Below are 26,152 nucleotides of genomic sequence, written 5' to 3'. Positions count from 1 at the left end.
GCGCGGGCGGGCCGCCCGCGCGCGGGGATCAGGACGTTACTCGGCGGGGCTCAGCGCCTCGCCGGTGAAGGCCGGGATGGTGGAGGCTTCCGGATAGGCCTTGACCGGCACTTCCGAGATGTCGAGGCCGGCGAGCTCGATCTTGGGGTCCGTGCGCAGCAGGCCGAGCATCTTCAGCACGTAGGACGCCGCGAAACCGGGCGCGAAGCCGAGGATCGCGAACACCACGACGCTCATCAGCTGGCCGCTGAAGGAGACGGCGGGGCCGCTGACGTTGGGGTAGCCGGAGGCGAAGATGCCGGCGGCCAGCAGGCCCCAGACGCCGCCGAAGCCGTGGACGGCGACCGCACCCACCGCGTCGTCGATCTTGAAGCGCACCAGCAGCATGTCCGCGAGCTTCGGGATGACGCAGCCGCCGACGAAGCTGATCAGGAAGGCGAGCGCCGGGAAGTAGACGTCGAGGCCGGGCGCCGAGGAGATCACGCCGATCAGCGCGCCGGACATCATCCAGAACGGATCGCGGGTGACGAGGTAGGAGCCGATCATGCCGCCGGCGACGCCCATCAGGGTGTTGAAGGCGAAGGCGGAGAGGGTGGTCGGCGTGTTGTAGATCGTCATCCACGTGCCGCCGTTGTAGATGATGCAGCCGCCGAGGAAGCCGAAGAAGCCCATCACGATGATCATCAGGCCGATGAGCGACATCGGCATGTTGTGGCCGGCGATGTGGTTGACCGTGCCGTCGGCGTTGAAGCGCCCGATCCGCGGTCCGAGGTTGATCAGCACGCCGAGGGTGAAGAAGCCCGCGATCATGTGCACGCAGCCGGCGGCGCCGATGTCGTGCAGGCCCCAGCTGGTGGTGAGCCAGCCTTCCGGGTGCCAGCCCCACGAGGCTCCCAGGATCCAGACGAAGCCGCCGAGCAGGATGGCGAGGATGGTGAAGGCCGACATGCGGATGCGCTCGATCACGGCGCCCGACATGATGGAGGCGGTGGTGGCGGCGAACAGCGTGAAGGCCGCCCAGAAGATGCCGGAGGCGTTGTCGCCGAGGTTCGGCCCCATGGACTCGCCCCAGGCGACGCCGGCGGAGGACGCCTCGGACACGGTGAAGCCCGTGGGGAAGGCGAGATAGATCCACCAGCCGAAGAAGTAGAAGGTCGGCACCAGGAAGGCGAAGGCCAGGAGGTTCTTGAGGCCCGAGGCCAGCGCGTTCTTCGCGCGCGAGGCGCCCATCTCGTAGGCGAGGAAGCCTGCGTGGATGGCGATCATCAGGGCGGTGCACCACCAGTAGAACACCTCGGCGTTGACCGTCTTGGTCAAGGCCACGGAGGCCTCGAGCGCCTCTATTTTCGCGAGCAGTGCGGCGTTTTCCATGTCTGGCCCCCATTGGACAGGTCGCGCGCCGCCGGATGGCGGCCGAGCCTCCAGAGGCAGCGGCCGTGCCAGACGGACGCTTGGCAAGATCAAGAAATGGTGAAGCGTGCGAACGCTTTGGCGGTTCCGCGTCTTGCGGCGCTCGGCCTAGGGGCAGCGAGGTCCGAAGCCTCAGGCTTTCGGCCGGTACTCCAGCCGTCCGGAGCGCCGGGGCCGGCTCGACAGGTCGCGCTTCGCCGCGCGCAGCTCGGCGTTCGCCTGGCGCAGGACGACCGCCGCGCCCTGCAGCGCGAGCGCCGCCATGATCCCGGCGACGATGACGTCGGGCCAGCCGGTGCCCGTGCCGAACACGCCGAGGGCTGCGAGCATCACCGCGACGTTGCCGACCACGTCGTTGCGGGTGCAGATCCAGGCCGACCGCATGTTGGCGTCGCCGTCGCGATAGGCCCAGAGCAGGGCGAAGGAGGCGGCGTTCGCGGCGAGGGCGAGCGCGCCGACGACGCCCATCGTTCCGGCGGCCGGCAGCGTGCCGTGAAGCCCGTGCCACGCCGCGGCGCCGATGACCCACAGCCCGAAGGCGGCCATCGTGAGGCCCTTGAGCTGCGCGGCGCGGGCGCGGAGCCCGATCGCGAGGCCGACGACCGCGAGGCTCACGCCGTAGTTCGCGGCGTCTCCCAGGAAGTCCAGAGCGTCGGCCTGCAGCGAGGCGGATCCCGCCGCGAGCCCGGCCGCGACCTCGACCACGAACATGGCGGCGTTGATCGCCAGCGCCGCCCAAAGGACGCGGCGCTGCGCGGGTCCGCCGGGGCCGGCGTCTGGCGAAGGGCAATGGCTGCAGCAGCTCATGCCGCGACCGTACTGAAGACGGCCGACGTTACGCTAGAACGCCGCCGCCGCCGCTTGGGTCGAGGCCACGGAGGCCTCGAGCGCCTCCATTTTCGAAAGCAGCGCGGCGTTCCGCCCCGCAAACGCCTGAGCTGATGACTGCGTGTCCTGGTCGTCAGGACGTCTCGCGAAGCGTTCGCGCCATGCGGCTGGAGTCGCCCCAGGTCGATAGCCAGATCAGGCTTTCGGTCACCATGCGGACGCCGGCGCGGAGGCTTCGCTCGAAGGCGTCCGGCGTTGCACCCTCAAGATGCGCCTCCGCATGCCGAAGGTGCTCCAGCTCTTCGGCGCGAATGCCGAGAATGACGGCGTGCAACTCGGGGTCGCGACCCTCCAGGAACCGCAGTTGGTCATCGAGATGGCGATGGACTGTTTCCTCCACGGCCGCCGTGCAGATCCAGATCGTGCGTCGGCCCGCCAAGGCCGTGGCGACGCCAAGAACGACGCCGCCCAGGCTCCAGAGCTGCATGATGCGGCAGGGCCGCGAATTCCGGGCGGGCATTGCGGCGAAGAACTTCGCGCAGTGGTCGATCTCGTCGGCGCGCATCTGTCGAAGCGCTGGCGCAATATCGGGGAACAGCTGTCGCGCCACGGCGATCTGCGCCGCATAGATGCGGATCGCGCCGTACTCGCCCGCATGGTTCACCCGCACGATCCGCTTGATGGCGAGCGCGTCCCGCAGGCTGAGGTCAGTCATCGCGGCGAGCGCCGACGCGCGGACATGATCAGAGGCGGGTGAACAGCCAGACGCCGAGGGCGACGACGACCGCCGCCGCGATCCAAAGGCGCAGGCCGGCCTGCCGCAGAACGAAGCGCTTGTGCTCCGGGGGGAGGGGGTCCTTCACGACGGGATCGGTCATGTGGTCCTCACGTCCTGAGAAGGGCGTCGACCAGAAGCCCCAGAAAGATCAGGGCGCCGGCGTCGCGGTTCGACTTGAAGAGTTTGAGGCACAGCGTCGGGTCGGCGATGTCGAGCGCCTTCACCTGCCAGCCGCAGTGCGCGGCGAAGGCTGCGACGCCGAGGTAGGCGACGGCGCCGCCCCCCGCGGCGTGGACTGCGAGGGCCAGGAGGGCGACCGCGCCGGCGTAGAGGCCGGCGAGGATGGGCCGGGTGCGGTCGCCGAACAGCAGGGCCGTGGAGCCGACGCCGACGAGGGCGTCGTCCTCCTTGTCCTGGTGGGCGTAGATCGTGTCGTAGCCGATGATCCAGACGAACGCCGCGCCATGCAGCAGCAGCGGAGCGGCGCCGAGGCTTTCAAAGGCGGCGGCCCAGCCCATCAGCGCGCCCCAGCCGAAGCACACCCCCAGCATCGCCTGCGGCCACCAGGTGATGCGCTTCATGAAGGGGTAGAGCGCGACCGGCAGCACCGAGCAGACGCCGACGAGGATCGCGAACGGCGGCAGCGCGACCAGCACGAGCAGGCCGACGAGGAGCTGGGCCGCGAGGAACAGCGCGGCGCCCTTCGCCGTCACTTGGCCGGAGGGCAGGGGCCGGGAGCGGGTGCGGGCGACCTTGGCGTCGATGTCGCGGTCCACGAGGTCGTTGTAGGTGCAGCCGGCGCCGCGCATCGCCACCGAGCCGACGGCGAACAGCGCGAGGTGCAGAAGGTTCGACGCGCTCCAGCCTGCGGCTGCGGCGGCGAGCCCGACCGACCAGGCGCAGGGCCAGAACAGCAGCCAGGCCCCGATCGGCCGATCGGCCCGCGCGAGCCGCAGGAACGGCCGCCAGCTCGCGGGGGCGGTCGTGTCCACCCAGTTCGCGGGCGCGGCGTCGGCGACGGCGCCGGATGAGGTCCGATCGATCATGGCGGGAAGCGTCACGACATCGGCGCGGTTCGGTCAAGCGGCTTGAAGGCGACAACGGGGCGCGTCAGAACGGCGCTTCCCCCGCGCGCCGGCCGAGCGCGCCAGCCCGCGGAACGCAGCAAAGCCATGGCCGACTATGATTTCTCCACCACGCGGCTCCATGTCGAGGCGGATCTGGCCGAGGGCGCCGAGGTCGCGCTCGAGGGCGCGCAGGCGAACTACCTCCGCAACGTGCTGCGGATGGCGGCGGGCGACGGGCTGCTGCTGTTCAACGGCCGCGACGGCGAATGGGGCGGGCGGATCGCGGCGGCCGAGAAGAAGCGCGTCACGGTCGCCTGCGAGCGGCTGCTGCGGCCCCAGACGCCCGCGAACGATCTTGTCTACCTGTTCGCCCCGCTGAAGCACGCCCGGCTCGACTACATGGTGCAGAAGGCGGTGGAGATGGGGGCGGGGCGGCTCACCCCAGTCATCACCCGCCGCACCGAGGCGCGCCGGGTCAATCTGGAGCGCATGCGCGCCAACGTCGTCGAAGCCGCGGAACAGTGCGGCGTGCTCTCCGTCCCCAAGATCGACGACCCCGTGGGTTTCGATCCGCTGCTCGACGGCTGGGACGCCGGCCGGACGCTGGTGTTCTGCGACGAGGCGGCGGAGATCGCCGATCCGGTGGCGGCGCTGGCGCCCCATGCGGGACGGCCGCTCGCCGTCCTGATCGGCCCGGAGGGCGGCTTCGATCCGGTTGAGCGGGAGCGGCTGGTCCGTCTCGCCGCGACCGTCCGGATCTCGCTCGGGCCGCGGATCTTGCGCGCCGACACCGCGGCGGTCGCCGCGCTTGCGCTGGTGCAGGCGGCGGCGGGGGACGGGCGGGGGTGAACGCGTCCGATCGCGATTGCGGCCGGAGGCGAGCGGTCCGTTACCCCGGGCGCACCCCAATGTTGACCTCGCGTTAACCATAGTCGTCGAGAGTTCACCTCGCGCTCGGAGGGCGGCGAGAGAGCGGCGCGGATCGCGTTGCCGAAAAGCCGCAGTCCGGAGCCATCGCGGCTGGGTCGCGAACTCGGCATGCCGTCCGTGCGTAGACGGGCGTATAGGCGTCATGGAGCCGTCGGCTTGCGACGGCATGGTCAGCTTTGAGTCGCGCGAAGAACACCGCCCATGTCCACTGCTTCTAAATCGACTTCGGCTTCGGCCGCGCGCTGGACACGGCGCGGGGCGCTCGCCCTGCTGCCGCTGGCGCTGGCCGCTTGCGCCCAGTCGCGTCCGCTTCCGGCCGTCGACCCGATGCCGTTCGCGGCGACCCCGGCGCCGGTCGCGCCGGTGACGATGTCGCCGCTGCCGAACTTCGGCTCCGGCCCGTCGAACGAGGCGCGCTACGGCGCGAACGGCGTCGCCGACGAGCCGTTCCCGGTGAAGCCGGTGAGCCTCAACCGGCTTGACCAGAAGTTCCTCAAGCAGACCGTTCCGAACGATACGGGCGAGGGTCCGGGCACGATCGTGATCGATCCGCACGCCCGGTTCCTCTACCTCGTCCAGGATGACGGCACCGCGATCCGCTACGGCGTCGGCGTCGGACGCGAGGGCTTCGCCTGGAACGGCCAGGCGTACATCCGCCGCAAGCTCGAGTGGCCCGACTGGCATCCGCCGGCAGAGATGGTGGCGCGCGATCCGCACGCCCGTCCCTACAAGGACGGCATGCCGGGCGGCCCCGGCAACCCGCTCGGCGCCCGCTCCATGGCGCTGTGGCAGGGCGACAAGGACACGCTGTTCCGCATCCACGGCACGGTGGAGCCCTACTCGATCGGCAAGGCCGTCTCGTCGGGCTGCATCCGGATGCTCAATCAGGACGTGATCGATCTCTACTCGCGCGTGCCGCTCGGCACCAAGGTCGTGGTCCGCTCTTGATCTCCTGGCGCGCGGGCTCGGCGTCGCGCGCCGCACCGTCTGACTTCTCCCCCGCTCAGGGCGGCGCCTCCGGCTGAAGGCGCGGCCTATGCTTCACGAACGGACTGCATGCCATGTCGCGTAACGACGTCCTCGCCGCGCCCGGAAAACTGACCCGCCGCGGCTTCGTCGCTCTGCTGCCGCTGGGCCTCGCCGCCTGCGCCAGCAACCCGCTCAGCGACGTGCGCGCGTTCATCGATCCCGAAGGCGCGAACTACGACGAAGTCTACGGCGCGAAGCCGGACGAGAAGTTCCCGCTGCCGGCGATCAACTGGCGCATGCTGCATCCGGCCGTGCTTCGCCGGAACATCTCCGATCCGACGGGCGAAGCGCCGGGCACCATCGTCGTCGACCCCGAAGCGCGCCTGCTCTACCTGGTGCTCGAGAACGGCCGCGCGATGCGCTACGGCGTCGGCGTCGGCAAGCAGGGCATGGAGTGGAACGGCCGCGCCACGATCCAGCGCAAGGGCGTGTGGCCGACCTGGACGCCGACCTCCGACATGATCTCGCGCGATCCCGAGCTCAATTCGCGCTGGGCCGGCGGCATGCCGGGCGGCCTCGACAACCCGCTCGGCGCGCGCGCGCTCTACCTCTACCAGGGCGGCCGCGACACCATGTACCGCATCCACGGCACCAACGCGCCGCGCTCGATCGGCCGCGCCATGTCGTCGGGCTGCGTGCGCATGCTGAACCAGGACATCATCGACCTCTATGAGCGCGTGCCCACCGGCACGCAGGTCGTCGTGCTCCCGGCGAGCCGCACGCTCGGCGTCTCCTGACGCCGCGGCGTCCGGCCTTTACGCCCGAACCGTGACGCCTTACCTGTCTGCGGCCTTCCTCCGCTGAAAGCCGCACATGGCACGCGACCAGATCGATCCGACCTTCATCACGTCGCGAGACGAGCTCGTCGCGTGGTTCGAGGCGGGCTCCAAGCCCGCCGAGAGCTTCCGGATCGGCACCGAGCACGAGAAGTTTCCGTTCCGCCGCGCAGATCTCTCGCCTGTTCCCTATGAGGGGACGGACGGCATCCGCGCGCTGCTCGAAGGCATGCAGCTTCTGCTCGGCTGGGAGCCGATCATGGAGGACGGCCGTATCATCGGCCTGTTCGACGTCACCGGCGGCGGCGCCATCAGCCTGGAGCCGGGTGGCCAGTTCGAGCTGTCGGGCGCGCCGCTCGAGACCATCCACCAGACCTGTTCGGAGCTCCACGCGCATCTCGCGCAGGTGAGGCAGGTGGCGGAGCCGCTGGGCCTCGGCTTCCTCGGCCTCGGGATGAGCCCGAAGTGGACGCTGGCGGAGACGCCGGTCATGCCCAAGGGCCGCTACGACATCATGACCCGCTACATGCCGAAGGTCGGTTCGCGCGGCCTCGACATGATGTACCGGACCTCGACGGTGCAAGTGAACCTCGACTTCTCCAGCGAAGCCGACATGGTCCACAAGCTCCGGGTGAGCCTAGCGCTGCAGCCGATCGCGACCGCGCTGTTCGCGAACTCGCCCTTCACCGAAGGCAAGCCGAACGGCTTCGTCTCGGCCCGCTCCGAGATCTGGCGCGACACCGACAACGACCGCGCTGGCATGCTGCCGTGGGCGTTCGACGCCGGCATGGGCTTCGAGCGCTACGTCGACTACGCGCTCGACGTGCCGATGTACTTCGTGAAGCGCGGCGACCATTACCACGACGTGGCGGGCGCTTCCTTCCGCGACCTGCTGGCGGGAACCCTGCCGCAACTTCCGGGCGAGCGCGCGACCGTCGCTGATTGGTCGAACCACCTCACCACCATTTTCCCCGAGGTGCGGCTCAAGCGGTACCTCGAGATGCGCGGCGCGGACTCCGGCCCCACCGGCCGCATCTGCGCGCTGCCGTCGTTCTGGGTCGGCCTGCTCTACGACCAGCAGAGCCTCGACGCCGCCTGGGAGCTCGTGAAAGACTGGACCGCCGAGGAGCGGCAGAGCCTGCGCGACGACGTTCCGCGCGAGGGGCTGAAGGCGCGGATCCGCAATCGTTCGGCGCTCGACGTCGCCCGCGACGCGTTGGCGCTCGCCGACGACGGGCTTGCCCGGCGCGCGAAGGTGAACCTGTTCGGCGACGACGAGCGCATCCATCTCGCGCCGCTGCTGCGGGTCGTCGAGGACGAGGCCACCCTCGCCGACGCGCTGCTCGCGAAGTTCCACGGCCCCTGGGGCGGCCGCGTGGATCCGGTGTTCTCCGAGTTCGCCTACTGACGCCTCACGCCGCGACCCTCGGATGGTCGCGGCACAGGTTCACCTCGATGGTGACGTGGCTCAGCGCCGCGAGGTCGGCGAGCCGGGCCTTGTAGGAGGCGGGCTCCTCGGGGCGGTGCGTGACCACAGCGACGATCGCCGCCATGTGGCCCGGCCCCACGCGCCAGAGGTGGAGGTCCGACACGCGGACGTCCCCCGTCTCGAGCCTTTCGCGGATCGTCTCCGCCAGATCGTCGTTCGAGGTCGCGTCCAGCAGGACCCGCCCGCTGTCGCGCGCGAGGCCGATCGACCAGGCGGCGATCACCACGGCGCCCACGACGCCGATCGCCGGATCGACCCAGCTCCATCCGAAGCTCCAGCCGGCGAGCAGGCCCGCGATCGCGAGCACCGAGGTCAGCGCGTCCGCCAGCACATGCAGGTAGGCGCCGCGCATGTTGTGGTCGGCGTGTCCGTGGTGCGCGTGGTCATGCCCATGGTCGTGACGCCGACGATCGCGGTGGTCGTGGCTGTGGCCGTGATCGTGGCCATGACCGAGCAGCAGCGCGCACACAACGTTCACGGCGAGCCCGATCACCGCCACCACGCTCGCCTCGAGATAGGCGACGGGCTGGGGCGAGGCCAGGCGAAGCAGCGATTCGTACCCGATCCCGAGGGCGACGACGCCCAGGATGATGGCGCTCGCAAAGCCCGCGAGATCGCCGACCTTGCCCGCGCCGAAGGCGAACCGCGGATCCGCCGCGTGGCTCGAGGCGAAGCGGTAGGCCAGCGCCGCCACGCCGATCGCGCCCGCGTGGGTCGCCATGTGCCAGCCGTCGGCGGTCAGGGCCATCGATCCGTAGGCCCAGCCGGCGACAATCTCGACCACCATCATCGTCGCGGTGACCGCGACCACCGCGACGGTTCGGCGCTCGTTGCGCGCATGGTCCTGGCCCAGGAAGAGATGCTCGTGAACATGGACCGGGGCGATGCGGCCGTTTTCGGCGACGTGCATGGCGGTTCTCCTCAGACGCGGGGCGCGATGGTCGGAGGTTGGCCTGACCTTCGTCTCCGTCAAGCCGGCCATCACGCATCGCGATGGCGAACATCACGGATCCGCGCTGTCGCCGTCACGCGTTCCGGTCTAACCGGGACGCTCAGCGACCGCCGCCGGACGGATGCATGTCGAAAGTCCTACCCGCCCAGACCGCTACGCCGACCTCGCCAGACGCGCTGGGGCGTACGGACCTTGGCCTCTACGTGGTGCTCGTCACCGTGTGGGGCACGAGCTGGATCGCGCTCCATCACCAGCTCGGCGTCGTGGCGCCCGTCGTGTCGCTGGTCTGGCGCTTCGGGCTCTCCGCCGCGATCTGCGTCGTGATCGCCTTGGCGCGTCGGGAGCGGCTGCGGTTCCCGCTGCGGACGCACGTCAGGTTCGCGCTCGCGGGCGTGCTCATGTATTCCACGAACTTCCTCTTGTTCTATCATGCCGGCGCCCACGTGCCCTCGGGTCTGCTCGCGGTCGTGTTCGCGCTCGCCTCGCCGATCAACCTCGCGCTCGGCGCCCTGTTTTTCGGACGGGCCATCGAAATCCGCGTGCTTGTGGGCGCGGCGTTGGGCGTCGCGGGCGTGGGCCTGCTCTACCTGCCGCAGATCGCTTCAACCGGCTTCAACGCGGCGGCCCTCGGCGGGCTCGCGCTGTGCGTCGCCGGCACGCTCTGCTTCTGCCTCGGCAACATGATCTCGAGCGTGATCCAGCGCGATGTCCCGGATCTCGCGGCGACCGCCTGGGGCATGATCTACGGAACGCTCTGGTTGCTGATTGCGGCGCTTGCCTCCGGCGCCGCGTTCGATTTCGAGCCGAGCTGGTCCTACGGCCTGTCGCTGCTGTGGCTCGCCGCCGGCTCGTCGGTCGCGGCGTTCCTGGCCTATCTCGCGCTGATCAAGCGCATCGGTCCGGCGCGCGCCGGGTTCGCGACGGTGCTGTTCCCGGTGGTCGCCCTCGCGATCTCCAGCGTGTTCGAAAGCTATGCCTGGACCGCGTCCGCCCTCGTCGGCGTGGCGCTCGTGGCGCTTGGAAACGTCGTCGTGCTTGGGCTTGCGCGTCGCCGAACCTGATCGATCGATTACTCAGGCGCGCGTGCAACCTGCAACCATCCGTTATGCTTTTTGCACCACACTCTTTGATGTACCGAGAAGCGCCTGTTCGTTGCGTCTCCGGGGGAGGGGTGAATGGACGAGCTGCTGCGCGACTTTCTGACCGAAACTGCGGAAAACCTTGATTTCGTCGATGTCGAGCTTGTTCGTTTCGAGCAGGAGCCGACAAACGCCAGCATTCTCGGAAACATCTTCCGGCTGGTCCACACGGTTAAGGGCACCTGCGGATTCCTCGGATTGTCACGGCTCGAAGCGCTGGCCCACGCCGCCGAGACCCTGATGGGCGAATTTCGGAACGGCGCCATGCCGACCCCGGACGCGGTCACGCTGATCCTCGCGGCGATCGACAGAATCAAGGAGATCCTGGCCGACCTCGAGCGCACCGGCGCCGAACCCGCCGGTGACGACCACGACATCATCCACGAGCTGGAGCGGAAGGCGCTCGAGGCGGCGAGCACGCCGGCGCCCAAGATCGACCCCACGCTCGGCCGCGAACTGCGCGTCGGCGAGGTTTCGCTCGACGAACTGGAGCGCGCTTTCCGCGAGACCCCGGGTCCCGAGCTCACTGCACAGCCGGTTCCGGTCGCCGAGGCGCCGGTGAAGACCACGCCGGTTCTGAAGGCGATCGACGGCGGCGGCGACGACGCCCGCGCCGAGAGCGCGCTCGCCGGCCAGACCATCCGCGTCGGCGTCGACACGCTCGACCGCCTGATGACCATGGTCTCCGAGCTGGTGCTCACCCGCAACCAGCTGACCGACATCGTCCGCCGCCACGGGGAGAAGGATTTCGGCGCTTCGCTGCAGCGCCTGAGCCACGTCACCGCCCAGCTGCAGGAAGGGGTCATGAAGACCCGCATGCAGCCGATCGGCGCGGCCTGGCGCGCCATGCCGCGCATCGTGCGCGACCTCTCGTCCGATCTCGGGAAGAAGATCGAGCTCGTCACCGAAGGCGCCGAGACCGAACTCGACCGTCAGGTGCTGGACCTCATCAAGGATCCGCTGACGCACATGGTCCGCAACTGCGCGGACCATGGGCTCGAGACGCCCGCCGAGCGCGTGGCTGCAGGCAAGCCCGAAACGGGGACGATCAAACTCGCGGCCTACCATCAGGGCGGCCACATCATCGTGGAGATCGGCGACGACGGCCGCGGCCTCGACACCGACCGCATCCGGAAGAAGGCCATCGCGAACGGCCTCGCGACCGAAGCCGACGTCGAGAAGATGTCGGACGCCCAGATCCACCGCTTCATCTTCGCGCCGGGCTTCTCGACCGCGGCGGCGATCACCAGCGTCTCCGGCCGCGGCGTCGGCATGGACGTGGTGCGCTCCAACATCGAGCTGATCGGCGGCGCAGTCGACCTGCGCTCGACCCAGGGCAAGGGCTCCGCGGTCATCATCCGCATCCCGCTGACCCTCGCCATCGTCTCCGCGCTGATGGTCACCTCCGCCGGCGAGACCTTCGCGATCCCGCAGGTCGCGGTCACCGAACTGGTGCGCGCGCGCCCCGGCAGCGAGCACCGCATCGAGCGGATCGGCGACGCCTCGCTGCTGCGCCTGCGCGACCGCCTGCTGCCGCTGGTGCGCCTGCGCGGCCTGCTCGGCCTCGCGACGGCCGTCGAAGAGACCGCCGACGACGCCTTCGTCGTGATCTCGCAGGTGGGCGAGAACGTCTTCGGCATCGTGGTCGACGACGTGCTTCACACCGAGGAGATCGTCGTCAAGCCGATGGCCTCGCGGCTGAACCACATCGGCCTGTTCTCGGGCACCACCATCCTGGGGGACGGGTCGGTGATCCTGATCCTCGACCCGAACGGCCTCGCCTCGGCGGTCGGCCCTACGGACGCGCACGAGAGTCTGCAGGCGAAGGAGCCCGCGGCCGCAGTCGACCAGGGCCTCGTCATGTCGCTGCTGCTGTTCCGGGCCGGCGGCATGGCGCCCAAGGCGGTGCCGCTCGCTCTCGTGACCCGCCTCGAGATGATCGACGCGGCCACCATCGAAGTCACCGACGGTCGACCGATCGTGCAGTACCGCGGCGGCCTGATGCCGCTGATCCCGGTCGGCGACGGCATGATGTCGGGCGAGGGCCAGCAGGCGCTGCTGGTCTTCACCGACGAGGATCGCTCGGTCGGCCTCATGGTCGACGAGATCCTCGACATCGTCGAGCAGGCAGTCGAAATCAGCGCGGCGTCGATCGTGCCCGGCATCCTCGGCACCTCGGTGCTGGCGGGCAAGGCCACCGAGATCATCGACATCGCGCACTACCTGACGCTCGCCTTCGAGGACTGGATGACCCGCAAGGAGCGTCCGCACGAGCGCAGGACCCAGCCGAGCGTGCTGCTGGTCGACGACAGCGCGTTCTTCCTCAACATGCTGACGCCGGTCCTGTCGGCGGCGGGCTACCGCGTCGCCGCGGCGGGGAGCGGGGCGGACGCTCTCGCGCTCGTGCAGCGCGGCCGGAGCTTCGACGCCGTGATCGCCGATCTCGACATGCCCGAGATGGACGGCTTCGCGCTCGCCGCGGCTCTCCGCGCCGAGCCTCACGCCGCCCACGCGCCGCTGCTCGCGCTGACCTCGACCGGCTCCGCCGCCGAGTACGAGAAGGCCGCGGCCGCCGGCTTCAGCGACTGCGTGTCGAAGTTCGACCGGCCGACGCTGCTCGCCATACTCGAAACCCTTGCTCCCCGCTGGAGGATCGCCGCGTGAGCGCCGCCATGGATGACGCCACCACCTATGTCACGGTGTCGATCGCCGACCAGATCTTCGGGATCGAGATCGGCCGCGTCCGCGAGGTGTTCACGCTCGAGAAGCTGACCACCGTGCCGCTGTCGCCCCCCGAGGTCGCGGGCGTGCTCAACCTGCGCGGCCGCATCGTGACTGCGATCGACATGCGCACGCGCCTCGGCCTGCCGCCGTGTGCGGATCTCTCGCAGGCGATGGCGGTCGGCATCGAGCACAAGGGCGAGGCTCTCGCGCTGATCGTCGACCGCGTCGGCGACGTTATGCCGCTCGCCGACGCCAAGCGCGAGACCAAGCCGGTGACCCTCGACCCCCGCTGGGCGAGCGTCGCGGAGGGCGTCCACCGCCTCGACGGGGGGCTGCTCCTGATCCTCGACGTGGACCACGCGCTCGAACCGTCCATCTCGGCGCTCGCCGCCTGAGCAAACCGCAGGACACGATCCCATGAAACACTGCCTCGTCGTCGACGACTCGAGCGTGATCCGCAAGGTCGCCCGGCGCATTCTCGAGGGCTTCGACCTCAAGATCTCCGAGGCCGAGAACGGCCAGAGCGCGCTCGCGCTCTGCAAGCAGGCGATGCCGGACGGCATCCTGCTCGACTGGAACATGCCCGTCATGGACGGCTACGAGTTTCTGGTCGAGCTGCGCTCGCTGCCCGGCGGGGACGCGCCGAAGGTGGTGTTCTGCACCACCGAGAACGACGTCTCCTACATCACCCGGGCCCTGCGCGCGGGCGCGGACGAGTACGTCATGAAGCCGTTCGACAAGGACATCATCGGCTCCAAATTCGCCGAAGTCGGCCTGCTGTAACCCGACATTCCAGCATAGCAGGCCCAGCATGATGACCGCCGCCGTCACGCCCGTCGAGAAGGTGCGCGTCATGATCGTCGACGACAGCGCGGTGGTCCGCGGACTCGTCACGCGCTGGCTCGGCGAACAGCCGGGCTTCGAGGTTGTGGCGTCCTGCCGGACCGGACGCTCGGCGCTCGCCGAGCTGGCGACAGCGGAGCCGCACGTCGTCGTGCTCGACATCGAAATGCCCGACATGGACGGCCTCACGGCGCTGCCGCTGATGCTGAAGGCGAAGCCGGACCTGGCCGTCGTGATGGCGTCCACGCTGACCCGCCGCAACGCCGACGTCTCGCTGCGCTGCCTCGCCCTCGGCGCCGCCGATTTTCTGGCGAAGCCCGGCGCCGCGATCGCGCAGGACGACTACCGCCGCGACCTCGTCGCGAAGATCAAGGTGCTCGGCGAGATCGCCCGCCGCCGTTCGGCGCCCCGGGCGGCCGACCCCCGCGCCGCCGCGCTCCACACCATCGCCCAGGCCGCCAGCGGCCGGTTCCTGCGGCCCGGGCCGACGCCGCCCGGCGCGCCCGCGCCCGGCTTCGCGCTGAAACCCTTCTCCTCGGCGCCCGTGCGCGCCTTGGCGATCGGCTCCTCCACCGGCGGCCCGACGGCGCTCGCCGCGGTGCTGAAGGCGATCGGCGTCGACGCGCTCTCGCGGGTGCCGATTCTCGTCACCCAGCACATGCCGGCGACGTTCACGGCGGCGCTCGCCGAGCATCTCGGCGCCGTCTCCGGTCGCCCTGCGCGCGAAGCGACCCACGGCGAGCCGATCGAGCGCGGCGTGATCTACGTGGCGCCCGGCGGAAAGCACTTCTCCGTGGTCCAGTCGGGCGCGGCGCTGCAGGCCTCCATCGACAACGGGCCGCCGGAGAACTTCTGCAAGCCGTCGGTCGAGCCGATGTTCCGCAGCGCCAGCAAGGTCTACGGCTCCTCGCTTCTCGCGGTGGTGCTCACCGGGATGGGCGCCGACGGCGCGGCGGGCGTGCGGATGATCTCAGGCGCCGGCGGCTCCGTGATGGCCCAGGACGAAGCCACAAGCGTCGTCTGGGGCATGCCGGGCGCCGCCGCGGCCACCGGGTGCTGCTCGGCGGTGCTCCCTCTGCCCCAGATCGGTCCAAAGATCGTTCGCCTGCTTTCAGGAGACCGCGCGTGACGCCGGCCGATCTCTCGTTCCTCGCCCGCTTCCTGAAGGAGCGTTCCGGTCTGATCATCGGGGAGGACAAGCGTTACCTCGTCGACAGCCGGCTCGGGCCTGTCGCCCGCAAGGCGGGCATCGCGTCGATCGGCGAGCTCATCGGCAAGCTGATGCGCGGCGGCGACACCGCTCTCGCCCAGTCGGTCGTCGAAGCCATGACGACGAACGAATCGTTCTTCTTCCGGGACGGAACGCCGTTCACGCAGTTCACGGACGTGGTGCTGCCGCAGCTCATCGCCGCCCGCGCGATCCAGCGGAAGATCCGGATCTGGTGCGCCGCGTGCTCGACGGGCCAGGAGCCGTACTCGCTCGCCATGCTGCTCGAACAGAAGGCAGCTCTGCTCGCGGGTTGGACGGTGGAGATCGTCGCGACCGACCTTGCGTCCGACGTCCTCGAGCGCGCCCGCAACGGCCTCTTCACGCAGTTCGAGGTCCAGCGCGGTCTGCCCGTCCGGATGCTCGTCGAGCATTTCACGCAGGAGGGCGACCAGTGGCGGATCTCGCCGAAGCTGCGGAACCGGGTCCAGTTCCGCACGCTGAACCTGCTGCGCGATTTCTCGCCGATGGGCGCGTTCGACGTCGTCTTCTGTCGCAACGTGCTGATCTATTTCGACGAAGCGACCAAGGGCGATGTGGTTCGCCGCATCGCGAAGCAGATGCCCGCGGACGGCTACCTCGTGCTGGGGGCGGCCGAGACGGTGATGGGGGCGACCGCGCCGGTCCGGAGCCATCCGAACCACCGCGGCCTGTTCATGCGGACCGACGCTCCCGCACCCGCCGCAGCGCGTCCGGCCCTGGGGACCGGCGCCGCCCACGGCGCGACGTTGGCGACGCCGCCAGCCACGTCGCTGCAGTCCAAGATCGCCGCGTTCCGCCGTTGAGGCTGAAGGCTCTCTGGACCTGCGTCAAAGCCCGCTTCGCGCGGGCTTTTTCATGTCGCGTCGACATCGCCAGCGCCTGAAGGCGCAGCCCTCAGCGGCGTGCGACCCCGCTTGAGACGAGGAAAGCCCCGCGCTTGCGGCGCGGGGCTTTCGACGGATCAATGCGACCAGGTTCAGAAGCGTCAGGCGATCGCGCGGGCTTCGTCTTCGTTCGGCTCGCGCAGCACGTAGCCGCGGCCCCAAACCGTCTCGATGTAGTTCTTGCCGCTGGTGGCGTTCGCGAGCTTTTTCCGGAGCTTGCAGATGAATACGTCGATGATCTTCAGCTCCGGCTCGTCCATGCCGCCGTAGAGATGGTTCAGGAACATCTCCTTGGTGAGCGTCGAGCCCTTACGCAGGCTCAAGAGCTCCAGCATCTGGTATTCCTTGCCCGTCAGATGGACCCGGGCGCCGCCGACTTCGACCGTCTTGGTGTCGAGGTTGACGATGAGATCCCCGGTCGTGATGACCGACTGAGCGTGCCCCTTCGAGCGACGGACGATCGCGTGAATGCGCGCGACCATTTCGTCCTTGTGGAAGGGCTTCGTCATGTAGTCGTCGGCGCCGACGCCAAGGCCGCGGACCTTGTCCTCGATCCCGGCGAGGCCGGAAAGGATCAGGATCGGCGTCTTGATCTTCGCGACCCGGAGCGCCCGGAGAACCTCATATCCCGACATGTCGGGCAGGTTCAGGTCGAGAAGAATGATATCGTAATCGTAGAGCTTGCCGAGGTCGATACCCTCTTCGCCAAGCTCCGTCGTGTAGACGTTAAAGTTCTCTGACTTGAGCATCAACTCGATGCTCTGCGCCGTGGCGCTATCGTCTTCAATCAGAAGAACGCGCATGCGACTCCTCCACCGATGCCCGCATGGCCTGCCCCGGAGTACCCGGCGCCCGGCACGGTGAACCGATCGTTTCCAGTCCGATTCAAGCTTAACGACCAATAGTTAACAGATGGTGATTCTCGGCCGCAAGCTCGTTCTCAAAACTCTCTTGAATCGCCTTAAATTCCTCAGAAACCTGAGGAAAAATCGACAATGAGAGTTCAACTTAAACCTTAAGGAAGAGGGCTAACCGACTCTTGCGACTCAGACATTCGAGCCGCCGTTACGGTTTCCCGCTCCTTAAGCGTTGGGGCCATGATTGGGCGTGGCGGTAAACGAAGCGTTACGCTTGGGCGTCGGCGGTCATGATTCGCTAGGAATGTTTGGAGACGGGCGAATGCGTGGGCTCGTGGAGGCGGTCGAGGCGGTGCCGGACCGCGAGGTCTATGGCCGCGTCGTGGGCGTTCGGGGGCTGCTGGTCGAGGTCGCCGGGCCGCTCGGCGCGATGGCGATCGGCGGCCGCGTTTCGATCGAGGCCGCCGGCGGGCGCGAGACGCCGTGCGAGGTCGTGGGGTTTCAGGGCGATCGCGCCTTGCTGATGCCCTTCGCGCCGCTCGAGGGCGTGCGGCGCGGCTGCCGGGCGATCGTCGGCGCGGCGGAGCCGGGCGTGCGGCCGAGCCGCGCCTGGCTCGGCCGGGTGGTCGACGCCATGGGCGACCCGATCGACGGCAAGGGGCCGCCGAAGGAGGGGCCGCTGCTCTATCCCTTCCGCCGCTCGCCGCCGCCGGCCCACGCCCGCAAGCGGCTCGGCGCGCCGCTCGATCTCGGCGTGCGCGCGCTGAACACCTTCGTGACCTGCTGCGCAGGCCAGCGCATCGGCATCTTCGCCGGCTCGGGCGTCGGCAAGTCGGTGCTGCTCGCCATGCTCGCCCGCAACACCGCCTGCGACGTCGCCGTGATCGGCCTCGTCGGCGAACGCGGCCGCGAGGTGCAGGAGTTCCTGCAGGACGACCTCGGCGAGGCGGGCCTCGCCCGCTCCGTGGTCGTGGTCGCGACCTCCGACGAGCCCGCCCTCAAGCGCCGGCAGGCCGCCTATCTCACGCTCGCGCTGGCCGAGGCCTTCAGGGACGAGGGCGCCTCGGTGCTCTGCATGATGGATTCGGTCACGCGGTTCGCCATGGCGCAGCGCGAGATCGGCCTGTCCACAGGCGAGCCCCCGACGGCGAAGGGCTACACGCCGACCGTGTTCGCGGAGCTTCCCCGATTGCTGGAGCGGGCGGGCCCGGGCGTCGGCGCCGGAACGGTCACCGGCATCTTCACGGTGCTGGTCGACGGCGACGACCACAACGAGCCGGTGGCGGACGCCGTGCGCGGCATTCTGGACGGGCACATCGTGATGGAGCGTTCGATCGCGGAACGGGGGCGCTACCCCGCGATCAACATTCTGAAGTCCGTCTCGCGGACCATGCCGAAATCCACGCCGGAAGAGCGCCGGCCGCTGATCTCGAAGGCGCGCCGGACGATGGCCACCTACGCCGACATGGAGGAACTGATCCGGCTCGGGGCCTATCGTCCCGGTTCGAGCCCAGAGGTGGACGAAGCCATCGCTTTAAACGGGCCGTTCGAGCGCTTTTTGGGTCAGGGTAAGGAAGAAGCAACGCGTCTCGGAGAAGGCTACGCTCAACTCGCTTCGATCTTAGGCGTTTCGGAAACCTGACGCTAACCCGCGTGTGCGTTCATGGCTGACATGAAATCCAGAGACACCCTGCTGAAACTCAAGCGCTTCCAGGTCGACGACAAACGTCGGCAGGTCGCGCAGATCGAGACCATGATCGCCGAGTTCGAGCGCATGGCCGTCGATCTCGATCGTGAAATCCTGGCGGAACAGGAGAAGGCGGGCATCCACGACGTCGCCCACTACGCCTATCCGACCTACGCCAAGGCCGCGAAGGTGCGTCGCGACAATCTCGCGCGCTCCGCCGACGAACTCCGGGGGCAGCTCGCCGACGCGCAGGCCGCGCTGGCGGAGGCGTTCGAGGAGCTCAAGAAGATCGAGATTCTCGAGGAGCGCGACGGCGCGCGGGAGCGTCTCGCCGAAGCTGCGCGCGATCAGGCCGAGATGGACCGCATCGGTCTTGGTCGGAGCGAACTCCGCGCGGGCTGACGCTCGCGCCTCAGCGCGTGTTCAACGCGTCCCTGAGGCGGGAGATCTCGTCGCGTAGCCGGGCGATGTCGTCCGGATCCGCTCCCGCGAACGCGCCCGAGATCGCTTGGGGGACGCCCTTGGCGCGCACTTTCAGCGCGCGCCCTGCGTCGGTCAGCTGAATGCGCACCTGGCGCTCGTCCGCCGGGTCGCGCCGGCGTGTGACGAGGCCCGCGCTTTCCAGGCGCTTGAGCAGCGGCGTCAGCGTGTTCGACTCCAGGAACAGCCGATCGCCGAGCGCTCCCACCGTGACGTCGTCCTGCGTCCACAGGGCGACCATCGTCACATACTGAGGGTAGGTCAGCCCCAGGGCGTCCAGCGCCGGCTTGTAGGCGCGGTTAAACGCGCCGTTCGCGGAATAGATCGCGAAACAGACAAAAGCGTCGAGATCGAGCGGGACGTCGGCCATCTCTCAAAGATGGCGTAAGCTAATCGATCGCGCACGATTTAATTGCCTGCGATTTTGCAAATCAGCCGCCACGCAAAATCATATCGCCATCGATTGTATCGTGTGCGAGATAAATGGCGTCGGCGATTTCGGTCGAGCCGGCGACAGCGAGAGGAGCGAGATATGAAGACGATCTATTCCACCCAGGCCCAGGCCACCGGCGGAGGCCGCGAGGGCAAGTCCGCGACGCTCGACGGCAATCTGGCGGTCACGCTCAGCACGCCGAAGCAGATGGGCGGCGCCGGAGGCGAGGGCACAAACCCCGAGCAGCTCTTCGCGGTGGGCTACGCCGCCTGCTTTCTGGGCGCGGTTCGTTTTGTCGGCGGGCGCGAGAAGGTGGCGGTGCCTGCGGACGCGTCTGTGACCTCGACTGTTGGTTTCGGCCCACGCGACGACGGGAAGGGGTTTGGAATCGAGGTCGCGCTGGAGATCGCGCTGCCGGGTCTGGAGCAGGCCGCAGCAGAAGACCTCGTCCAGAAGGCGCACGTGGTCTGCCCCTATTCCGAGGCGACGCGCGGCAATCTCGACGTCAAGCTGACCGTGAAGGTCTGAGGCGAGTGGCTACTTCGGCCCGCGGTAGCGGCGCGGCTCCGGCCGCGCTGCGGCCGCAGCAGGGGCGGGCTCGATCGAACCGGTGGCGATCGAAGGCTCGCGCATCGGCGGCAAAGGCACGCCGGGCTGCGCCAGAGCGGCCGTCTTCACGACGGGCGCTGCGGCGGCGCTCGCCGCCGGCGCTTTCGCCGAAGCTGCGGCCGCCGTGGCGACCGCGGGGCCGGGGCGGCCAACGGGCGGAAGCGGGATGACGGCCGGCATGGGCCGCGAAGGCCCGCGCATCTCAACCAGCGCGGCGGGAGCGCCGATCGCACGGGCTTCGGCGAAGGCCTGCGCGTCCCGCACAGGCGCCGCGGGAGCGGCCGACGCCACGCGACCGAAGCCGCCGACCGCGTCTCCCGCTGCGGCGATGCGGGCGTTAACGGCGGCGCCGTCCGCCTGCGGCCTTGTCGGAGCCGCCGCTGGCGCCGCGGCCGTCGCGGCGACCGGCGTCATGGCGGCGAGAACGGGCTGCGTGTTGGTCGCGATCACGCGCGTCGGAGCGGCGGGCGCGCTTGCCGCAGACGGTGCGGTCGAGGCGACGGTCGGGAAGGGCTTCGCGTTTCGGCCGAGACCGACCTGCGCGAGCAGTCCCTGGCGCTTGGCGTCGTAGTAGTAGCCGCTGGCGTAAAAGCGCACGGCGCGGTTGTGGTCGCCGCGGGCCACCTTGTAGGCGCCGGCCAGGTAGCGGACGCCGTAGGTCAGGTTGGTCTCGGCGTCGAGCAGCCCCTGGGGCGAGCCGTGGTAGCCCATCGCCCGGGCCGTCTGATGCTTGATCTGCATCAGGCCGTAGTGGCCGCGGTTGTAGGCGGCGGGATTGTACTTGCTTTCGCGGACGACCACCCGGCGTACGAGCGCCTCGGGCACACCGTTCGCCGCGGCGTGGCGCGCGATCATCGCGTCGAAGGCGACCGGCGCGGCGCGCTCGGCGGCGATCGCGCTCGGCGCGCACAGAGCGACCAGCGCCAGTCCCGCAATAGCCGATTTCACATTCCTGTCCCCGCGCCGTCGCAGAAGGGTCTTTGGTGACCCTCAAATGCGGCCGAACCGTGACTCGCCCAAATTTACGCCATATTCGGAGGCCGCTCAGACACTTAGGAAATCGTCCTCGCGGTTCAGCCACAGATTGAGGCTGGGGGGATGAACATCCATCAGCTTCCGGACCGTGCTCCGAAGCCAGAGGTGGCCGGGATCGCGGTCGAACGACGAGTGCCACAGCATCGACACCTGGACGTCCGGAAGGATCACCGGCGCGGGGCTGACGGCGAGCTCGAGCGCCTCGGCGAAGAACCGAGCGACCTTGGAATGCATGGTCGCGATGACCGGCGCCTGCTTCACCACGAAGGGCACCGCGGTGAAGCGCGGCGAGGTCAGCGCGATGGTGCGCGCGCGGCCGATCTTGGCGAGCGCGTCGTCGACCACGCCGTGGGCGCTCTCGACCAGACTGGTGAGCACGTGCGGCAGGCGGACGTAATCCTCGATCGTGATCGGCGGCTCGACGCCGACGAGCGCGGCGTTGAAGATGCAGAGATAGCTTTCCTTGTGGAGCAGCCGCCGTTTGTGGTGGGTCTGGCCTTCCTCGAACAGCCCGATCCCGAGTTCGATGCGGCCGTCGTCGACGTCCTGGAGGATGCGAAGGCGGTCGATCGACCGCAACAGCAGCTTCACTCCGGGGGCGGTCGCCTGCAGATGCGCCATCAGGGCGGGAACCAGCAGCACCTCGGTGCTGTCCGGCATGCCGATGACGAAGGTGCGGTCCGAGGTGGCGGGGTCGAAGGCGTCGTCCCGCAGCGTCAGTTCGGCGATCTGCGCGAGGGCGCCCCGTACCGGCAGGATCAGCGCCGTCGCCCGCGGCGTCGGCCGCATGCCGTCGGGGCCGCGCGTCAGGAGTTCGTCGCCGAACATGGTTCGGAGCCGTGCGAGCGCGTGGCTCATCGCCGACTGGCCGAGCCCGACGCGCGTCGCCGCCCGCGTGACGCTGCGCTCCGTCATCAGGGCGTCGAACGCCACGAGAAGGTTCAGATCGAGTTTCGACAGATTGACGTGGTCGAGGCTCAACGGCGGACCCGATCGGCTGGCGTCACGACGCCGCGACCATAAGGCAGCGGCGGCCGGCTCGCCATTGCGCCGGATGGGAAGAAACGGACGCCCCGCCGGGGGCGGACGGGGCGCCCGCCGTCACGACGGCCTCGTCAGCCGTCGACCGCCCCGCGCAAAGCCGCGAGACGGCCGACATACGCGACGGTCGCGGGAGCGGTTCACGCGCCGATCGGCGAACGACCAGACTCACCCGCGAAGCGGCACATGCGGCGCGGCGTGGCGCGGAAGCAGGCCGGTGAGCCGGGGGTCGTCGCTGATCTCGATCTTCTGGGCGTAGGCGCGAAACCCCATGCGATCGTAGAAGGCGAGGGCGCCGGGGGCGTCGAAGTTGCAGGTGTGCAGCCAGACGCGGCCGACGCCTGGCCGGAACGCCGCGACGAGCGCCGCGCGCATCAGCGCCCGACCGAGCCCGGCGCCGCCGGCCTCTTTCACCAGGCCGAAATAGACGATCTCGACCGACGCCTCGGACGGCGGCTCGAGCTCGGCGAAACCGATCTCTTCTTCCCCGCGCGTCATCAGCAGCAGCCGGCGCTCCGGCTGGTCGAGAAGCTCCTGAAGCGCCGCGTCCGTGAGCCGGAGGCGGTCGAACCACAGCCAGTCGTCGCCCACGCAGCGGAAGAGAGCGCGGTACCAGTCCGCTCGCGGACGTTCGACCGCGGAGATCGCTACTCCCGCCGGCAGCGCCGCCGGCGGCTCGTCGAGAGGGGCGGTCCGCTCGAGATAGGTGATGATGGCGGGGAGCCGATCGAAGGGGATGTCGTAGAGGCCGTTCGTGAGCGCGTTCATGCGGCTCGCCTTGAACGCTGGCGCGCAGGGCGTCAAGAGCCGCGCGGTCGCGTCAGGCTGACGGAGGCCGGAGCGCCGAACGTGGCGCGGAAATCGTGGGCGAAGTGCGCCTGGTCGGCGAAGCCCGCGGCGTGGGCGGCGGTGGTGAAGTTCGCGCCCGTCACGATCTCGGCGATCGCTCGCCGCATGCGCGTCCAGCTGCGGTAGCGGCGGAGCGGCACGCCGATCTCCGCCTTGAACAGATGCTGAAGCCGCGACGGCGACAGCCGGGCGGCGCGCGCGACCGCTCCAAGCGTGGGCGCCTCCTCCGCAGCGAGCGCGGCGACCGCCGCGGCGACGCGGGGATCGACCTCCCGGCGCGCACGGCCGCGGCCAAAGCCCAGCAGATCGTCGAGCGCCTCGGCCGCCCAGGCGACGCTGTCGGCGCGCTCGTAGAGCGCGCGGGCGAGCGATGTCGCCGTGGAGCGCCCCACGACCGCGCCGTCGCGCTCCTCGGCGTCGGTCACGAGGCTCGCGAGAGCGGTCGGGCCGCCTGCGTCCGGTTCGGCGTAGAGCACCATCACCGGTTCGCCGTCGAGCCGCAGCTCGTGGCTGAGCCCGGCGGGGACCATGGCGGAGCCGCAGGCGAGCCAGTCGCCGCCCTTGAGGCGCAGGCCGAAGGGGCCGCCGAGGCTCGACAGGAACACCGGCGCGCCGTGCTGGTGGGGGGCGTTGTAGACCAGCGGCCCGACGAACAGCGTCCGCCCGGCGTCGAGCCGCCACAGCGGCCCGAGGCGGCGGCTCGGAGGCGCGCCCGCAGCAGGTTCGTACAAGCGCGATCCCTCCCGACGGCCGTATCACTCGGCCTTGTCCGCAATCACCATCGAACCGGGGCGCGCCATGTTCAAGCCAGTCGAAGGCATCACCCGCCGCCGCGCCCTCGGGGCGGCCGGCGGCCTCGTCGCCATGCCCGCCCTGCTGCGCGCCGCGCCGGCGGAGGCGGCGCGGCCGCGCCTCGGATCGAGCGAGCCGCCGTTCCGCCGCTTCCAGCTCGGCGAGTTCGAGATCACGGTCGTCTCCGACGGCGCCGCCATGGTCGACGGCCCCTGGCCGATCGTCGGCGAGGACCGTCCGCGGGAGGAGGTCGAAGCGCTGATGCGCGCCAACCTCCTACCCCCAAGCCGGTTCCAGCCGGGCTTCAGCCCGATCGTCGTCAACACCGGCCGCGAGCTGGTGCTGATCGATACGGGCAACGGCTCCGAGGGCTTCATCCCGCGCCCTGCCGGCGGCCGCCTGGTCGAAAACCTCAAGGCGGCCGGTTTCGCGCCGGAGGACATCGACGTGGTGGCGCTGACCCACTGCCACGTGGACCACATCGGCGGGCTGATGGACGGCGGCGGCCCGACGTTTCCGAAGGCGCGCTATGTCGTCGGCGCGCTCGAGTACGATTTCTGGACCAAGGACGACCGCCTGAAGGCGCCGGAAGGCGGAAACGAGCTCAAGTCGGCGAAGCTGTTCCGCAAGACGATGCCGCCGCTCGCCGCGCGTACGACCTTCCTCAAGCCCGGCGAGGACGTCGTCGGCGGCGTCACCGCGCTCCCGGCCTACGGCCACACCCCCGGCCACTTCGCCTACCATCTCGAAAGCGCCGGCAAGCGCCTGCTCGCCTGGGGCGACTGCGCCCATCACGAGGTCGCTTCGCTCGCCCATCCGGAGTGGAGCGCGCTGTTCGACATGGACAAGGAGCAGGGGAAGGCGACCCGGGCGCGGGTCTACGACATGGCCGCGACGGAGAAGCTGCCCGTGCTCGGCTACCACACCTCTTTCCCTTCGCTCGGCTTTGTCGAACGCGCAGGGACGGCGTACCGCTGGCTTCCCGTCACCTACCAGTTCGCGGAGTGATTGCGCCCGGCGGTTGACGGGACGGCGGCGGCGTCGCCTGATCGCGGGATGCGCTACGTCCTGTTGGTTCTCCTCAGCTTCAACGCCGGCTATGTGGACGCCGCGGGCTTCCTAGCGCTGCACGGCTTGTTCACGACGCACGTCACTGGCAACTTCGTCACGCTCGGCGCCTCCGTCGCGATGGGCGCGACCGGGGTGCTCGCGAAGCTGCTCGCGCTGCCGCTGTTCTGCGTGGTGGTTCTGGTCGCGCGCCTCGCCGGTATCGGCATGGAGCGGCGCGGGTGGCCCGTGACGCGGGCCATGCTCGCGCTTCAGGCGCTGCTTCTCGCCGGCGCCGCAGCGCTCGCCGCGCGGCTCGGGCCCTTCCCGGACGGCGACGCCTGGCCGGCGCTCGCCACCGGAGGCGCGCTGGTCGCCGCCATGGCGATCCAGAACGCGGTGCACCGGGTCCGGCTCGCCAGCCTGCCGCCGTCGACGATCATGACCGGCACGACGACGCAGGTCATGGTCGACCTCGGCGACCTGATGCGGCCGATCCGCCCCGAGGCCCGCGCCGCCGCAAAGAAGCGCCTGGGACCCATGGCGCTCAGCCTTCTCGCGTTCGCGGTCGGCTGCGGCGCCGGTGCGCTGGTCTATGTCGCGATTCCGATCTGGTGCTTCGTTCCGCCGCCAATCGTCGCTCTGTTGACCATTGGATTTGCGGGCGAGAGCGCGACGGAGGCTCGATCCGCGGCAGCAAAGCCGTAGAGCGACAAGGCATGCGCCTTTGGTCGAATAAATAATTATCCGTGTCGATATTGAGTATGAATGCAACCGGTTTGTTTCATGCTGCGGTGCACCGCATATTGCGCTCCAGAGACGGCGGGGTTGGTCCCGCCGACACATTCATCAGGACGCAAGCCATGACCCGCATCGCCTCCGTCGCCGCCGTTCTGGCGACCCTCATCTCCACCTCCGCCTTCGCCGGCGAGCTCTCCTCGATCGTCGACGCTCCCAAGGCGCCGGTCCGCGCGAGCGCGGCCAACGCCGCGGCCGTCCAGAGCCCCGGCACCGTGGGCGCCATGCACCTCGCTGCCGACGGCGTCGCCACCAGCGGCGCGGACGTTCGCCGCGACAGCCGCGGCCTCCTGACGGCCGCCAACGCCTCGTGGCGCGCCGTTCCGGTCGTGACCGTCGACGCTCTGGTCACGAAGCCCGGCACGTAAGTTTCCGGATCTAGGACGAACTGAAAACGGCGGCGCGTCCTTGGACGCGCCGCCGTTT

General features: G+C 69.6%; 28 protein-coding genes. 16 read left to right on the top strand and 12 right to left on the bottom strand.

The window, feature by feature from the left end; genetic code table 11:
• Positions 1-36: 36 nt before the first annotated feature.
• The 5 genes from JOD31_RS05135 to ubiA all read right to left on the bottom strand — a co-directional run bounded on the left by JOD31_RS05135 (position 37) and on the right by ubiA (position 4,062).
• Entirely contained in the window at positions 37-1,371 is a 1,335-nt protein-coding gene (locus JOD31_RS05135) for an ammonium transporter (RefSeq protein ID WP_204949184.1), read from the bottom strand.
• 171 nt (positions 1,372-1,542) lie between these two features.
• On the bottom strand, positions 1,543-2,217 hold the full coding sequence (locus JOD31_RS05130; RefSeq protein WP_204949183.1) for a cation efflux transmembrane domain-containing protein: 675 nt from the start codon (positions 2,215-2,217) through the stop codon (positions 1,543-1,545).
• Positions 2,218-2,371: 154 nt separating this feature from the next.
• The gene (locus JOD31_RS05125) at positions 2,372-2,953 is read right to left on the bottom strand and encodes a demethoxyubiquinone hydroxylase family protein (RefSeq protein WP_204949182.1); all 582 of its coding nucleotides are present in this window, start codon (positions 2,951-2,953) and stop codon (positions 2,372-2,374) included.
• 28 nt (positions 2,954-2,981) lie between these two features.
• Positions 2,982-3,116 carry a hypothetical protein gene (locus JOD31_RS19610; protein ID WP_271206161.1) on the bottom strand — a complete coding sequence of 45 codons (135 nt, stop codon included), beginning with the start codon at positions 3,114-3,116 and terminating at the stop codon, positions 2,982-2,984.
• A gap of 7 nt (positions 3,117-3,123) precedes the next feature.
• Entirely contained in the window at positions 3,124-4,062 is a 939-nt protein-coding gene (gene ubiA / locus JOD31_RS05120) for a 4-hydroxybenzoate octaprenyltransferase (RefSeq protein ID WP_204949181.1), read from the bottom strand.
• A 126-nt stretch (positions 4,063-4,188) separates the two neighbouring features.
• Here ubiA and JOD31_RS05115 point away from each other — a divergent pair, with 126 nt between their 5' ends.
• The 4 genes from JOD31_RS05115 to JOD31_RS05100 all read left to right on the top strand — a co-directional run bounded on the left by JOD31_RS05115 (position 4,189) and on the right by JOD31_RS05100 (position 8,226).
• Positions 4,189-4,932, top strand: a complete 744-nt coding sequence (locus JOD31_RS05115) for a 16S rRNA (uracil(1498)-N(3))-methyltransferase (protein ID WP_204949180.1) — start codon at positions 4,189-4,191, stop codon at positions 4,930-4,932.
• A 282-nt stretch (positions 4,933-5,214) separates the two neighbouring features.
• Positions 5,215-5,961 (top strand): L,D-transpeptidase, encoded by a 747-nt coding sequence (locus tag JOD31_RS05110; RefSeq protein WP_246482329.1) that lies wholly within the window; start codon positions 5,215-5,217, stop codon positions 5,959-5,961.
• A gap of 113 nt (positions 5,962-6,074) precedes the next feature.
• Positions 6,075-6,779 (top strand): L,D-transpeptidase, encoded by a 705-nt coding sequence (locus JOD31_RS05105; protein WP_204949179.1) that lies wholly within the window; start codon positions 6,075-6,077, stop codon positions 6,777-6,779.
• Positions 6,780-6,855: 76 nt separating this feature from the next.
• Positions 6,856-8,226 carry a glutamate--cysteine ligase gene (locus tag JOD31_RS05100; RefSeq protein WP_204949178.1) on the top strand — a complete coding sequence of 457 codons (1,371 nt, stop codon included), beginning with the start codon at positions 6,856-6,858 and terminating at the stop codon, positions 8,224-8,226.
• 4 nt (positions 8,227-8,230) lie between these two features.
• On the opposite strand, the gene dmeF is transcribed toward JOD31_RS05100, so the two are convergent.
• Positions 8,231-9,217, bottom strand: a complete 987-nt coding sequence (gene dmeF, locus JOD31_RS05095; protein WP_204949177.1) for a CDF family Co(II)/Ni(II) efflux transporter DmeF — start codon at positions 9,215-9,217, stop codon at positions 8,231-8,233.
• Between the two features lie 167 nt (positions 9,218-9,384).
• Between dmeF and JOD31_RS05090 the strand changes: the two genes are divergently transcribed.
• The 6 genes from JOD31_RS05090 (at position 9,385) to JOD31_RS05065 (ending at position 16,017) form a co-directional block, all read left to right on the top strand.
• Positions 9,385-10,320 (top strand): DMT family transporter, encoded by a 936-nt coding sequence (locus JOD31_RS05090; protein ID WP_204949176.1) that lies wholly within the window; start codon positions 9,385-9,387, stop codon positions 10,318-10,320.
• A gap of 114 nt (positions 10,321-10,434) precedes the next feature.
• Positions 10,435-13,062, top strand: a complete 2,628-nt coding sequence (locus JOD31_RS05085; RefSeq protein WP_204949175.1) for a hybrid sensor histidine kinase/response regulator — start codon at positions 10,435-10,437, stop codon at positions 13,060-13,062.
• The gene (locus JOD31_RS05080) at positions 13,059-13,517 is read left to right on the top strand and encodes a chemotaxis protein CheW (RefSeq protein WP_271206160.1); all 459 of its coding nucleotides are present in this window, start codon (positions 13,059-13,061) and stop codon (positions 13,515-13,517) included. Before JOD31_RS05085 ends, JOD31_RS05080 begins: the two co-directional genes overlap by 4 nt.
• A gap of 22 nt (positions 13,518-13,539) precedes the next feature.
• Positions 13,540-13,905, top strand: coding sequence for a response regulator (locus JOD31_RS05075; protein WP_020184286.1), 366 nt, complete (start codon positions 13,540-13,542; stop codon positions 13,903-13,905).
• A 28-nt stretch (positions 13,906-13,933) separates the two neighbouring features.
• Positions 13,934-15,094 (top strand): protein-glutamate methylesterase/protein-glutamine glutaminase, encoded by a 1,161-nt coding sequence (locus tag JOD31_RS05070; protein WP_204949174.1) that lies wholly within the window; start codon positions 13,934-13,936, stop codon positions 15,092-15,094.
• The gene (locus JOD31_RS05065) at positions 15,091-16,017 is read left to right on the top strand and encodes a CheR family methyltransferase (RefSeq protein ID WP_204949173.1); all 927 of its coding nucleotides are present in this window, start codon (positions 15,091-15,093) and stop codon (positions 16,015-16,017) included. Before JOD31_RS05070 ends, JOD31_RS05065 begins: the two co-directional genes overlap by 4 nt.
• A gap of 182 nt (positions 16,018-16,199) precedes the next feature.
• Here the strand turns inward: JOD31_RS05065 and ctrA are convergent, their stop codons facing one another.
• Complete coding sequence (gene ctrA, locus JOD31_RS05060; RefSeq protein WP_204949172.1) at positions 16,200-16,901, bottom strand: response regulator transcription factor CtrA; 702 nt, start codon at positions 16,899-16,901, stop codon at positions 16,200-16,202.
• 376 nt (positions 16,902-17,277) lie between these two features.
• Between ctrA and fliI the strand changes: the two genes are divergently transcribed.
• Positions 17,278-18,597: a flagellar protein export ATPase FliI gene (fliI, locus tag JOD31_RS05055; RefSeq protein WP_204949171.1), complete on the top strand. Its 1,320-nt coding sequence runs from the start codon at positions 17,278-17,280 to the stop codon at positions 18,595-18,597.
• A gap of 30 nt (positions 18,598-18,627) precedes the next feature.
• Positions 18,628-19,044: a flagellar export protein FliJ gene (gene fliJ / locus JOD31_RS05050; protein WP_204949170.1), complete on the top strand. Its 417-nt coding sequence runs from the start codon at positions 18,628-18,630 to the stop codon at positions 19,042-19,044.
• A gap of 10 nt (positions 19,045-19,054) precedes the next feature.
• On the opposite strand, the gene JOD31_RS05045 is transcribed toward fliJ, so the two are convergent.
• A complete protein-coding gene (locus JOD31_RS05045) occupies positions 19,055-19,492 on the bottom strand; it encodes a MarR family winged helix-turn-helix transcriptional regulator (RefSeq protein ID WP_204949169.1) in 438 nt (145 codons plus the stop codon).
• A gap of 162 nt (positions 19,493-19,654) precedes the next feature.
• Between JOD31_RS05045 and JOD31_RS05040 the strand changes: the two genes are divergently transcribed.
• Entirely contained in the window at positions 19,655-20,083 is a 429-nt protein-coding gene (locus JOD31_RS05040; protein WP_020184293.1) for an organic hydroperoxide resistance protein, read from the top strand.
• A 9-nt stretch (positions 20,084-20,092) separates the two neighbouring features.
• On the opposite strand, the gene JOD31_RS19805 is transcribed toward JOD31_RS05040, so the two are convergent.
• The 4 genes from JOD31_RS19805 to JOD31_RS05020 all read right to left on the bottom strand — a co-directional run bounded on the left by JOD31_RS19805 (position 20,093) and on the right by JOD31_RS05020 (position 23,820).
• A complete protein-coding gene (locus tag JOD31_RS19805) occupies positions 20,093-21,112 on the bottom strand; it encodes a lytic transglycosylase domain-containing protein (RefSeq protein ID WP_271206159.1) in 1,020 nt (339 codons plus the stop codon).
• A gap of 96 nt (positions 21,113-21,208) precedes the next feature.
• Complete coding sequence (locus JOD31_RS05030; protein WP_204949168.1) at positions 21,209-22,180, bottom strand: LysR family transcriptional regulator; 972 nt, start codon at positions 22,178-22,180, stop codon at positions 21,209-21,211.
• A gap of 228 nt (positions 22,181-22,408) precedes the next feature.
• Positions 22,409-23,008, bottom strand: coding sequence for a GNAT family N-acetyltransferase (locus tag JOD31_RS05025; RefSeq protein ID WP_204949167.1), 600 nt, complete (start codon positions 23,006-23,008; stop codon positions 22,409-22,411).
• A gap of 32 nt (positions 23,009-23,040) precedes the next feature.
• Positions 23,041-23,820 (bottom strand): helix-turn-helix transcriptional regulator, encoded by a 780-nt coding sequence (locus tag JOD31_RS05020; protein ID WP_204949166.1) that lies wholly within the window; start codon positions 23,818-23,820, stop codon positions 23,041-23,043.
• A 67-nt stretch (positions 23,821-23,887) separates the two neighbouring features.
• Here JOD31_RS05020 and JOD31_RS05015 point away from each other — a divergent pair, with 67 nt between their 5' ends.
• From JOD31_RS05015 to JOD31_RS05005, 3 genes are all read left to right on the top strand, one after another.
• On the top strand, positions 23,888-24,889 hold the full coding sequence (locus JOD31_RS05015; RefSeq protein WP_204949165.1) for an MBL fold metallo-hydrolase: 1,002 nt from the start codon (positions 23,888-23,890) through the stop codon (positions 24,887-24,889).
• A 48-nt stretch (positions 24,890-24,937) separates the two neighbouring features.
• Complete coding sequence (locus JOD31_RS05010) at positions 24,938-25,636, top strand: YoaK family protein (RefSeq protein WP_204949164.1); 699 nt, start codon at positions 24,938-24,940, stop codon at positions 25,634-25,636.
• A gap of 155 nt (positions 25,637-25,791) precedes the next feature.
• Positions 25,792-26,094: a hypothetical protein gene (locus JOD31_RS05005; protein ID WP_204949163.1), complete on the top strand. Its 303-nt coding sequence runs from the start codon at positions 25,792-25,794 to the stop codon at positions 26,092-26,094.
• Positions 26,095-26,152 lie beyond the last annotated feature (58 nt).

Origin of the sequence: Methylopila capsulata (assembly GCF_016907975.1) — a bacterium.
Lineage (GTDB): Bacteria > Pseudomonadota > Alphaproteobacteria > Rhizobiales > Methylopilaceae > Methylopila > Methylopila capsulata.
The sequence above is the reverse complement of the archived record's forward strand: the minus strand, read 5'-3'. Positions and strand labels throughout refer to the sequence as shown.

What these genes read in the sequence shown, in the direction of transcription:
- JOD31_RS05135 (WP_204949184.1), bottom strand. Translation starts at nt 1,371, where the DNA reads ATGGAAAACGCCGCACTGCTCGCGAAAATAGAGGCGCTCGAGGCCTCC.
- JOD31_RS05130 (WP_204949183.1), bottom strand. Translation starts at nt 2,217, where the DNA reads ATGAGCTGCTGCAGCCATTGCCCTTCGCCAGACGCCGGCCCCGGCGGA.
- JOD31_RS05125 (WP_204949182.1), bottom strand. Translation starts at nt 2,953, where the DNA reads ATGACTGACCTCAGCCTGCGGGACGCGCTCGCCATCAAGCGGATCGTG.
- JOD31_RS19610 (WP_271206161.1), bottom strand. Translation starts at nt 3,116, where the DNA reads ATGACCGATCCCGTCGTGAAGGACCCCCTCCCCCCGGAGCACAAGCGC.
- ubiA (WP_204949181.1), bottom strand. Translation starts at nt 4,062, where the DNA reads ATGATCGATCGGACCTCATCCGGCGCCGTCGCCGACGCCGCGCCCGCG.
- JOD31_RS05115 (WP_204949180.1), top strand. Translation starts at nt 4,189, where the DNA reads ATGGCCGACTATGATTTCTCCACCACGCGGCTCCATGTCGAGGCGGAT.
- JOD31_RS05110 (WP_246482329.1), top strand. Translation starts at nt 5,215, where the DNA reads ATGTCCACTGCTTCTAAATCGACTTCGGCTTCGGCCGCGCGCTGGACA.
- JOD31_RS05105 (WP_204949179.1), top strand. Translation starts at nt 6,075, where the DNA reads ATGTCGCGTAACGACGTCCTCGCCGCGCCCGGAAAACTGACCCGCCGC.
- JOD31_RS05100 (WP_204949178.1), top strand. Translation starts at nt 6,856, where the DNA reads ATGGCACGCGACCAGATCGATCCGACCTTCATCACGTCGCGAGACGAG.
- dmeF (WP_204949177.1), bottom strand. Translation starts at nt 9,217, where the DNA reads ATGCACGTCGCCGAAAACGGCCGCATCGCCCCGGTCCATGTTCACGAG.
- JOD31_RS05090 (WP_204949176.1), top strand. Translation starts at nt 9,385, where the DNA reads ATGTCGAAAGTCCTACCCGCCCAGACCGCTACGCCGACCTCGCCAGAC.
- JOD31_RS05085 (WP_204949175.1), top strand. Translation starts at nt 10,435, where the DNA reads ATGGACGAGCTGCTGCGCGACTTTCTGACCGAAACTGCGGAAAACCTT.
- JOD31_RS05075 (WP_020184286.1), top strand. Translation starts at nt 13,540, where the DNA reads ATGAAACACTGCCTCGTCGTCGACGACTCGAGCGTGATCCGCAAGGTC.
- JOD31_RS05070 (WP_204949174.1), top strand. Translation starts at nt 13,934, where the DNA reads ATGATGACCGCCGCCGTCACGCCCGTCGAGAAGGTGCGCGTCATGATC.
- ctrA (WP_204949172.1), bottom strand. Translation starts at nt 16,901, where the DNA reads ATGCGCGTTCTTCTGATTGAAGACGATAGCGCCACGGCGCAGAGCATC.
- fliI (WP_204949171.1), top strand. Translation starts at nt 17,278, where the DNA reads ATGCGTGGGCTCGTGGAGGCGGTCGAGGCGGTGCCGGACCGCGAGGTC.
- fliJ (WP_204949170.1), top strand. Translation starts at nt 18,628, where the DNA reads ATGAAATCCAGAGACACCCTGCTGAAACTCAAGCGCTTCCAGGTCGAC.
- JOD31_RS05045 (WP_204949169.1), bottom strand. Translation starts at nt 19,492, where the DNA reads ATGGCCGACGTCCCGCTCGATCTCGACGCTTTTGTCTGTTTCGCGATC.
- JOD31_RS05040 (WP_020184293.1), top strand. Translation starts at nt 19,655, where the DNA reads ATGAAGACGATCTATTCCACCCAGGCCCAGGCCACCGGCGGAGGCCGC.
- JOD31_RS05025 (WP_204949167.1), bottom strand. Translation starts at nt 23,008, where the DNA reads ATGAACGCGCTCACGAACGGCCTCTACGACATCCCCTTCGATCGGCTC.
- JOD31_RS05015 (WP_204949165.1), top strand. Translation starts at nt 23,888, where the DNA reads ATGTTCAAGCCAGTCGAAGGCATCACCCGCCGCCGCGCCCTCGGGGCG.
- JOD31_RS05010 (WP_204949164.1), top strand. Translation starts at nt 24,938, where the DNA reads ATGCGCTACGTCCTGTTGGTTCTCCTCAGCTTCAACGCCGGCTATGTG.
- JOD31_RS05005 (WP_204949163.1), top strand. Translation starts at nt 25,792, where the DNA reads ATGACCCGCATCGCCTCCGTCGCCGCCGTTCTGGCGACCCTCATCTCC.